General features: G+C 39.4%; 1 protein-coding gene and 1 pseudogene. Both read left to right on the top strand.

Going from position 1 to position 858, the window contains the following annotated elements; all coding sequences use genetic code 11:
* A pseudogene (locus tag CRI63_RS23680) lies at positions 1-366 on the top strand (ISAs1 family transposase); the annotation flags it as partial.
* A gap of 130 nt (positions 367-496) precedes the next feature.
* Positions 497-858, top strand: a 362-nt coding sequence (locus CRI63_RS23675) for an ISAs1 family transposase (RefSeq protein ID WP_135521001.1), incomplete at its 3' end; no start/stop codon positions are given.

Below are 858 nucleotides of genomic sequence, written 5' to 3'. Positions count from 1 at the left end.
TGAAGAANTATGCGTGGCAGTCTCCTTTCGGTCCATAATAGCAGAACAAAAGAAAGAGCAGAAATGACGGTCAGATATTATATCAGTTCTGCTGATTTAACCGCTGAGAAGTTCGCCACAGCGATCCGAAATCACTGGCACGTGGAGAATAAGCTGCACTGGCGTCTGGACGTGGTAATGAATGAAGACGACTGCAAAATAAGAAGAGGAAATGCAGCAGAATTATTTTCAGGGATACGGCACATTGCTATTAATATTTTGACGAATGATAAGGTATTCAAGGCAGGGTTAAGACGTAAGATGCGAAAAGCAGCCATGGACAGAAACTACCTGGCGTCAGTCCTTGCGGGGAGCGGGCTTTCGTAATCTTGCCCTGCTTTTTGTACTAAATAATTCGCATTTTATGTTTAAAAATTGAGATATTCCTCATTACCTGAAGCTGTTTTTTATTACTTATACATGATCAAATACTCCTTACATAATTAAGGAGAGCAAAATGGAACTTAAAAAATTGATGGAACATATTTCTATAATTCCCGATTACAGACAAGCCTGGAAAGTGGAACATAAATTATCGGATATTCTACTGTTGACTATTTGTGCCGTTATTTCTGGTGCAGAAGGATGGGAAGATATAGAGGATTTTGGGGAAACACATCTCGATTTTTTGAAGCAATATGGTGATTTTGAAAATGGTATTCCTGTTCACGATACCATTGCCAGAGTTGTATCCTGTATCAGTCCTGCAAAATTTCACGAGTGCTTTATTAACTGGATGCGTGACTGCCATTCATCAAATGATAAAGACGTCATTGCAATTGATGGAAAAACGCTCCGGCATTCTTATGACAAGAGTCC

The organism is Escherichia sp. E2661, assembly GCF_004745185.1.
GTDB lineage: Bacteria > Pseudomonadota > Gammaproteobacteria > Enterobacterales > Enterobacteriaceae > Escherichia.
The sequence above is the reverse complement of the archived record's forward strand: the minus strand, read 5'-3'. Positions and strand labels throughout refer to the sequence as shown.